Annotated in this window: 10 protein-coding genes and 1 tRNA gene; 9 read left to right on the plus strand and 2 right to left on the minus strand. The window is 53.3% G+C overall.

The features are described 5' to 3' along the window. Positions 1-631: 631 nt before the first annotated feature. From NWI01_RS17650 to NWI01_RS17675, 8 genes are all read left to right on the plus strand, one after another. Positions 632-916, plus strand: coding sequence for a helix-turn-helix transcriptional regulator (locus NWI01_RS17650; protein ID WP_141385272.1), 285 nt, complete (start codon positions 632-634; stop codon positions 914-916). 87 nt (positions 917-1,003) lie between these two features. Beyond that, positions 1,004-3,451 carry a DUF5906 domain-containing protein gene (locus tag NWI01_RS17655; RefSeq protein ID WP_141385273.1) on the plus strand — a complete coding sequence of 816 codons (2,448 nt, stop codon included), beginning with the start codon at positions 1,004-1,006 and terminating at the stop codon, positions 3,449-3,451. 788 nt (positions 3,452-4,239) lie between these two features. Beyond that, positions 4,240-5,037: a hypothetical protein gene (locus NWI01_RS17660; protein WP_141385274.1), complete on the plus strand. Its 798-nt coding sequence runs from the start codon at positions 4,240-4,242 to the stop codon at positions 5,035-5,037. A 28-nt stretch (positions 5,038-5,065) separates the two neighbouring features. After that, positions 5,066-5,692 (plus strand): hypothetical protein, encoded by a 627-nt coding sequence (locus NWI01_RS17665; RefSeq protein WP_181410575.1) that lies wholly within the window; start codon positions 5,066-5,068, stop codon positions 5,690-5,692. 92 nt (positions 5,693-5,784) lie between these two features. Continuing rightward, positions 5,785-6,045 (plus strand): hypothetical protein, encoded by a 261-nt coding sequence (locus NWI01_RS19180; protein WP_210243006.1) that lies wholly within the window; start codon positions 5,785-5,787, stop codon positions 6,043-6,045. Continuing rightward, positions 6,042-6,512, plus strand: a complete 471-nt coding sequence (locus tag NWI01_RS17670) for a hypothetical protein (RefSeq protein WP_141385276.1) — start codon at positions 6,042-6,044, stop codon at positions 6,510-6,512. The genes NWI01_RS19180 and NWI01_RS17670 overlap by 4 nt, the downstream gene beginning before the upstream one ends. A 117-nt stretch (positions 6,513-6,629) precedes the next feature. Continuing rightward, positions 6,630-6,806 carry a hypothetical protein gene (locus NWI01_RS19185; protein WP_181410577.1) on the plus strand — a complete coding sequence of 59 codons (177 nt, stop codon included), beginning with the start codon at positions 6,630-6,632 and terminating at the stop codon, positions 6,804-6,806. A 93-nt stretch (positions 6,807-6,899) separates the two neighbouring features. Continuing rightward, positions 6,900-7,361, plus strand: coding sequence for a hypothetical protein (locus NWI01_RS17675; RefSeq protein ID WP_141385277.1), 462 nt, complete (start codon positions 6,900-6,902; stop codon positions 7,359-7,361). Here NWI01_RS17675 and NWI01_RS19190 read toward each other — a convergent pair whose 3' ends face one another. After that, positions 7,362-7,568 (minus strand): hypothetical protein, encoded by a 207-nt coding sequence (locus tag NWI01_RS19190; protein WP_181410578.1) that lies wholly within the window; start codon positions 7,566-7,568, stop codon positions 7,362-7,364. It lies immediately after the preceding gene. Positions 7,569-7,883: 315 nt separating this feature from the next. On the opposite strand from NWI01_RS19190, the gene NWI01_RS17680 reads away from it, so the two are divergent. Next, positions 7,884-7,958 (plus strand) — tRNA-Thr (locus NWI01_RS17680). 33 nt (positions 7,959-7,991) lie between these two features. Here NWI01_RS17680 and NWI01_RS19425 read toward each other — a convergent pair. Next, positions 7,992-8,319: hypothetical protein (locus NWI01_RS19425; RefSeq protein ID WP_210243007.1), on the minus strand; the 328-nt coding region annotated here is incomplete at its 5' end.

Genomic DNA, 8,319 nt, shown 5'->3' on the forward strand with positions numbered 1-8,319 from the left:
GTTCGAGCGCAACCTGCAAATCCCGGCCAATGAGCCGCTGCACCGCCGAATGTCGGTTCTCCGGATTTATTCCCGGTCACGTCAGCGCCTCAACATCGATGAGCGCGTAGACGAACATCGGGAGCGCATAGGCATAACTCGCCTATGCCGTGCCGGGCATAGCGGACGCTCTCCTATGCTGCTGTGAGGGCTGTGCAGCGGCCGTAAAAGCAGCATGTGATTTGGCCGCTCAGCGTCAAGCGCACCCGCACGCCATCCCCAAATTGGTGAGCATCGGTTACTATATTTGACGCCGGCCGCGTCTTCTGCCCTTATTTTGTTGGCTTTTGTGCTAGCTTGCAACACACGGGTACCCTAACGGGGAAATGCGCACAACAAAAAGGCCGTGGATAACCCGGACGGCGAGAAACGCCCTGGCACCATAGGCACCGACGCACATCGTTGATCATCGCGGCAACGCGGATGAACTTCGTTGCTATGCGGGTGAACCTCGTCGCTGTGCGGGTGATTATCCGCATTGTCGCTGATGAAAATCTAACTCGACTAGCAGGACCTCAGATTTTTTGAGCGGCGCAAACTCTGTGAGAAACTGAGGACCTCGTTAGACCCTGCACAACTCCGGAGTGACCTCATGTTTTCTTTTGTGAAAGCACCGCTCGCATCGATCGTTGACAAGCTGCGCATTGCGACCTTCGACAGCGGCCCCGCATCTGCCCTCATCAATTCCGTCATTGCGACAAATTTACTTGGGATCAGCCGAAAGACGCTGTTCCGCTGGATAAATGGCCGTCGCGATGCACATCACGACTACGGCCCGCTCGACGGCTTTCCTACGCCTATCACGATCCATGGTCGGTACTACTGGCGACGGTGCGACCTCGAAAGATTCATTAGCGACCGCGCCAACGCCGCCTAGCAGGCAAAGAAAAAAGGGCCATCCGGTTCGCTGTCGGATGGCCCTCACAATAACGTTGCGCTCTACCAACCACGAAAGAACGCTTCAATGACCTTCGCATATCTTCCGGTTGATTTCAAGTTTGTCGCGCTGAGTACTGGCAAGCTGCAATTCTCGGCTTTTGACAGTGGACAACCACGGCAGGAATTCGCGCAAGCGTTCGCATTCATCAGCGCGCTCACGCAGCAAGACGCGAACACCGCGATTATCGACATACGTTTGATACACGATCAACGCAAAGACCTTGCAGCAATCCCGCGTCGTGGCAGGCTATTTGATATCTGGCCGGAAATCATCGCATGGCAGGCTCTCGGATATGGCTGCTTTGTCGCGATCAACGCCATGGACGGTATCGGCCGTGAAATCGCCAACGTAACGACCATCCGATGCCAAGCGATAGATTTAGACAATCTGAGCGCCCAACAAAATTACGAACGCGCTACCCAATTCAATCCCGCGCCGTCATTCGCGGTTCAGTCATCGCCGGGACGCTGGCATGTCTACTGGATCACAACGCCGCATAACGACCGCGACAAATTCACACTTTTGCAACGAAAATTGCGCGCCGTATTCGACAGTGACCGAACTATCATCGATCCGTCGCGCGTGTTGCGCTTGCCCGGCACACTCCATTTAAAGGAAAAGCCGCACCTGATCACATGTTGGTCACTTGCCGGATACGGAATGCCAATCGATCCGGGCTTTCTCGAAATCGCTCTTGCTGGCGTCAATGTCATTGATGGATCAGGCGGGCGACATCCGCTAGGCGAACCGTCATTATCAGCACCATCGAAACAATGGGCATCCGAAGCGTTGCGGCATGCCGATCCGAACGCGATGGATCGAGGCGAATGGATCAGCTTTTCAAGCGCGTGGAAACAAGCCGCATGGTTGCATGGTGATCCGGACGGGATCAGGGACGAATGGCTACAATGGTGCGCTCAATACACGATTGGCAACGGCAACGACGTAGCCGAAAACTTGAAAGCATGGGCAAGCGTCCGCAACACTGAAATTGGTTGGAATTCTCTACTCAATAAATTGCCGTCGCTCAAGGCAAGTTTCCATCTTGGGCGACCGGCTCAACAATCGCCCAACACACCACCGATGCCGCATGAACAACAGCAGTCAATCCCTGTCCCAACTGGCGAGATACTTACGGATAGCGAGCAGCGCGAATGGTTCAAAGGCTGCTATTTCGTCACCAGTCGCGGTCAAATCCTAACGCGGGATGGTTTTATGAATGCGACGCAATTCAACGGCGCATATGGCGGTAAAAAATTTATCGTTGATAGCGTCGGAAAATCGACCGATGAACCATGGAAAGCCGCGACACGATCAACGCTATGGCAAATCCAAAAAGTTCATCACACTAGGTTTTTGCCGACGCGACCGCATGGCGAACTAATCATCGACGCATTGGGACGACTTGGCATCAACACATACAAGCCCGCGAGCATTGATGCACGTCCGGGCGATATCTCGCCATTTCTCAACCACCTTTGCGCGATGATCCCGGATGAAAACGATCGCAATATCATCCTCGACTATTGTGCGCACAACATCAAATTTCCCGGCTTCAAAATCCCGTGGGCTCCGCTAATCCAATCAACAGAAGGTATCGGCAAAAACCTTTTCAAGTTGATCATGCAACATGGCTTAGGCGAAAATTACGTACATCAACCGAAAACCAAGGAATTGCTAGAAAGCGGAACGAAGTTTAATGCGTGGATGCGCGAAAAGCTTTTTATCATTGCTGATGAAATCAAGACTGATGATAAGCGTGATCTTGTCGAAACTCTCAAGCCCATAATCAGTGAAGAAAGATCGGAAATACAGGGGAAAGGTGCCGATCAAGCGATGGAAGACAACTTCGCTAATTGGCTATTCTTTTCGAACCACAAAGATGCAATTCCGATCAGTAAGAACGGGCGGCGTTACGCGGTATTTTTCAGCGCATTGCAATCGCTTGACGACCTTATCCGACGTGGCATGAATGATTCCTACTTCAAACACTTGTTCGATTGGATCAAGGCGGACGGTGCAGCGTATGTGGTTTATTGGCTGCAACAACGCGCCATCGAACGCGGCGCAATCCCGATGCGCGCACCGGACACGACAAGCAAGCCGGAAGCATTGCAGGAAGGGCAGAACGACATCGCAAAGACCATTCAACGAATGATCGATGATGAACAAAACGGCTTCCGGCACGGTTGGGCGAACTCCGTTGCTGTCGAACGGGATTGGACGAAATATCGGCCGGGCAGAACAACACCGCGTCAACAGGACATCGGAAAGGCGATTGCTGACCTCGGCTACCGCAAGGTTGATCGCGCTGGACGTGCATATTTTCAGGATCATCCGGAAAAGCGCGCCGTGCTTTGGTTCAAAGGTGATCGCAACGTAAAGCCGAGTGACTATCCCGTTGATCAGGGGTACGGCGATCCAACGCACCAGCCATCCAACGTTGTGCCATTCCGACCGACAAACGGTTGAATGCGCCCGGTTTGGACGGCACAGCTTGCCCGCGCGTCGTGCCGCGTGTGTGCCGTCCACGTGACGGCGGAAAGTTATGTAATTTGCATATTTTTCGACGCGTCACGTGGACGGGGTTTCGTCACGACACGTCATAACCCTTGTGACGTTAGAAAACCTTTATTTTGAAAGGCTTTCCGCACCCTACGTCACAACGTCATAACCAAATAGAAGATGGAGAGAGAAGATAGGGAATGGCGTTATGTAATTTTATGGAAGCCATGTACGGCCCGCGCACCGTGCCCATACGGGGAGTATGGAAAACCTTGTGACGTTGTGACCTTGTGACGTGCCTGCCCGTCCGGATCATCGCTTGACCATCGGGCAAGTATTCATCGCCCGTCCCCCATGTCGCCACTGCACCGTGATCGATGTCGCGACCACGCGAACACCATCGCAATTACCCCAGCTAATACCCATCGATCACCATCAACGCGCAAACACTATAATTAAAGCGCAATCGCATCATCACGCGTCAATTCGCTGATTTGCTGCTCTATGAAAATTGCATATTGATTGCGTTCATCGTCGCGATGGTCAAGCGGTCATCTTTGAATTTGACGTATTGATGGTCATGCGTTCGTAGTATTTATTATATTACAATTGATATCGCGAATTGATGTTGTTAATATCCAAGTAAATACAACAGCATATATTGAACGTAATACTTGCACGCGGCCCGCGAATATGACTCGATGCGCTCATGGATCGAGCGCCGATCCGATCAAGTCATATTCGCGGGATTTCAAATGCAACAGCAACCACAGCCGACGTTTCAGACCGGCACCACCGACACCGGCCACGGAATTGTTCATAGCCTCCTTGACACCCGAACTGAGAAGCGCGCGGCGTTTTTCATTCGCGCCAATTTCGCCAAAGATACCATTCTCGCTGGGCCAGCCGCAGGGCTATACGTCGCCGTCGCGGGCGGTAATGCGACGATCGCTGAGGCAACCGAGACGTACTCCCCTCTAGCCCTGAACAAGCATCTGCGGCTGGCCTTGCCCGCGATGGTGCGCGGGCCATTCAACACGTTCCGTAAGACCATCGGTGAATATCATAAAGGCAACGAAACCGTTCGCATCGAACTTGAAACGCCACTGCCCGAAACACCGGCAACGCGACCAATCCGCGACCGCGCAGTGAGATTGTATGACGACGAGATCGCGGCGGACCAAATGGAAATGGCGACGACGTTTGGTCTCGAACAAATGTCGGGACTTGTTGCGGCGGGCGCGCTTTCAACCCTTCCGGACGACGTGGCAACGATCGCGCTCGATCGATTTGTTGCGCTCCGATATGCCGCGCGCGAAGGTCTCGCCGCAAAATTCCCTGTGCGCGAAACAGCGACAAATCCTGTGAGCATGGCCGTCGATACCGATGCCATGATGGCCGACGCAACCGCCTATGTCGCGACAATGCGACAGAATGCGAAACTCGTCCATGAAGCAATTCAGATTTGTCGCGATGTAATCACATGGCTAGCGGTCGCATGTGAATGTAGTTCGGACGAAGCGTTCGCAATGTTGACCACGAAGCCAAACTAATGCGTTTGCGCGGCCCGCAGCTACCGGCATGTGTCATATTGCGTGCAGCGTCACCAACAATCGACGCTCCGACATTGCGCGCAACACTGCGGGCCACCAACGCAACGTTATATTTTTGGCGTACAGCGCACGGCATGCCGAAACCTGTGCGCCGTGGAAATGCTTCATTGACGGACGTGCAGGCGTTGGCAAGTTGGCTGTACGCGCTCAACGCGACGACAGTACGGTGGATTTGATCATGAGCAACGTCACGCCCATAAACAGCGTTATTTCTAACGGTGCTCGTGACGACAAAGGGCGGTGGTTGCGCGGGCCCGGTAGACCTATCGGTAGCAAGAACAAAATTTCATCCGAACTAGCGAAACAAATTCGCGCCCTCGGGCCGCGCGCCATAGCTGAATTAGCCATCGCAATCGACGAAAAACAGGCTTGGGCTATTCAGCTTGTAATTAAGATGGTGGTTCCGGCACGTTTGATCGAACTCCATGGAAGTGAACCGGCCGATATTCGGGACGCCTTTGAAAATGCTGAGATCGGCGCGGATGAACTTCGCACTATCTCAGCGGGATTGGAAAAGCTCGCATCAATCGAAACCGTCGAAGAATTACGTGCACGCTTGACCGAACTAGAGGCGATGATCGCCGCGCAAAAATAATGGCTATCGTTACAGAGCGCGACCGAAACAGACTTGCGACTTTGCTGCTCGCAATACGACCGCCGCACAGTCTCGCCGCACGACTGGACGCTTTGTCATCAGATGACCGCACACACTATGAACGATGGCAGGCACGATACGATGATTGGTTTGAACGATGCAGGGCGCAACATGATGACGATATCGAAATTGATGCACGTCCATATGCGCGGTTGCTTGACGACCATGGCCCGCCTGCACTGAGCCGCAATGTTGAAACAGCGCTATTCGGTAACATGCCACATGTCACAATCGATATGACCGATGAACAGATTAAGCGTTTGTACGATGATTATCTGGAGACAGCGCGATGACCATTTTTAGTGATAACGGTCTCATGAATGACCCTTCATATCCGGGCTGGCGTCTCTTCAAAATATTCCATCCTCATCGATTGGTTCTTTGTTTCGGACCGGATGGTTTCGAATATTTCATCGACGCGGATTTTATCGATCGCACCAAAGGCCAATACACAACCAACAATAGCCAAAAAATTCGGAAGTGCGACGCACTCGATTTCAACGAAGGTCAACGAGAACCTTGGAAAGAAATTCCAACTTTCCAGAACGCGCTTCCCTACCTGTCCATCAATGGCGAGACGCTGTTTTGTATTATCCACCAACACATGAGAACCGCACCAGACCGCTCGTTTGAGGCGAAAGACCTATCGATGTTCTTCGAACGTTACACCAACTCCCTCAACGAAGCCGAAAAGACTTTCGAGAAATTTGCCGTGACGCTCGCGAAGCTAAATCCCGAAAAAGTCCGTCTATCACCCTGAATGCACCGATCCTCACCACGCGGCCGATGAGCGCGGATCGGTTCATATCCGGACGTGTCGTTCATCCGGCGACACGTCCGGGGTTCATCACCACCACCAGCGAAAAAGGAAACTAACATGACCACCACAGCGACAATGACTACCGAGCAACATCAAGAGGCCGGGCGCTCGCATCTTGAATACATGCGTGAATTGCTCGAAACGCAAGGCGACGATGCGAAGCTAGAATTACGTGCGTGCCATATGCGATCGATCTTGGCCGCAACCCAAACCCAAATGATCCAGTCCGCATAATCGCGCCCACGCACGCACGCGACTGGACATTACCGGCCGCTACCGCTTCGGACGCACAGGCGATAGCGGCCGGTATTTATATTTTTCGAGACGATGATGCCACGAAAGCGGCCACAGACATATCAAAGTCAGCGCGGTAACGACGAAACAGTCGCCTTCTATTCGCGTATCCATGAACAATGTGCGGCCATCGCGGCACTTCCACCATCGCAACACGACGCCGAAATCATAAAGCTGCGCGCCGAAACTGGGGTAGAAATTTCCACGATCGCTCCAATCGTCGAAAAATGCGCACACCTTCGCGTTCCGGACTATCCGTCGCTCGCATCGCAACTGATTGAGAATGTCGGACGTGACACGGTTCGCGCCATGCTCGAAACGAACTACGGCAAGCGCGATTTAACGCGCCACGTGCAGACCACACTTGCCGATGAACGATTGACCATTACCGGCGCTCGCGTCGCACTCTTGATCGACGCGATCAAAGCCGAAATCCAGCCCGCATCACCGTCGCAATCAATCGTGTGGGGCGCGCCGATCGCATTGTTGCGGTGATCAGCCCTCGCTTGGCGCGGCAACTCGAAGTGACCCAGTGAGCCGACCAAGAACGGGACCGTCACGTCGGACCTGAGCCGACAGAGCATTGTCGGGATAGCCGTTGACATCAATCCGCCACGACCGTCCATCGAGTTCCTGCGGAAAACGTTCGGCCGTGACCAAGATGCGCGAGCCGTCGATCTGCTTGAAAACGCGGAGTGTCATTGCTTTGCCCTCGAATCAATTTCGGCTGAGTGTACTCCCCGATAGGAAAAAAGCGTATTCGCGTACGATTAGAGCCCGCTCGATCGCCGAATCTGTTCTTTGATTTCGGACATTAGCGGCGTGGATAAAGCCTTGGCGTCCGTCCCATGCAAACGCACCCGGCCCGACGTTCTGCATCGGTCTTGAATTTGTGATCCCCGCCGATCTATATGAGCGGCAATGATCCCATTTAGTTGCAATCGTTACCCGGATGATTACCCCATGTAAGAGTTGCGATGACGGTTTAGTGTAATTTATGAATTAGAACAATAACATGCCGGCGTAGCACAGCGGTAGTGCAGCGGTTTTGTAAACCGAAGGTCGGGAGTTCGATCCTCTCCGCCGGCACCATTCCCCAGTCTCGCGACGTTTGCATGCGTGCGATCAGAGAGACATCATCTCCGGCACACGGGCCGCGAATCCAGAGCTTCCCTCCCCGATGCACCGAGCCAAGATGGTAGGTGATGGCGTGAGCGACGCGTCAGTTGTTGCCATCGCCGATATGTGAGGATCGCCAGGGCCCATATAGATGACGGACTCGACCGAAGCAGCGAATATCGTGCTGCCAGTCGACTTATCGGGACCGAACATTGCCCGGAAGCGAATCCCACAACGATCCCGCTGGATGTAACGCTTTCCAACAACTGGATGCAGCGCCTTCCAGCGAGAAGGATAGTCACGACGCATGGGGCTATAGCGTTTTCGAGCGAAG

Source organism: Nitrobacter winogradskyi, assembly GCF_006539545.1.
GTDB lineage: Bacteria > Pseudomonadota > Alphaproteobacteria > Rhizobiales > Xanthobacteraceae > Nitrobacter > Nitrobacter winogradskyi_A.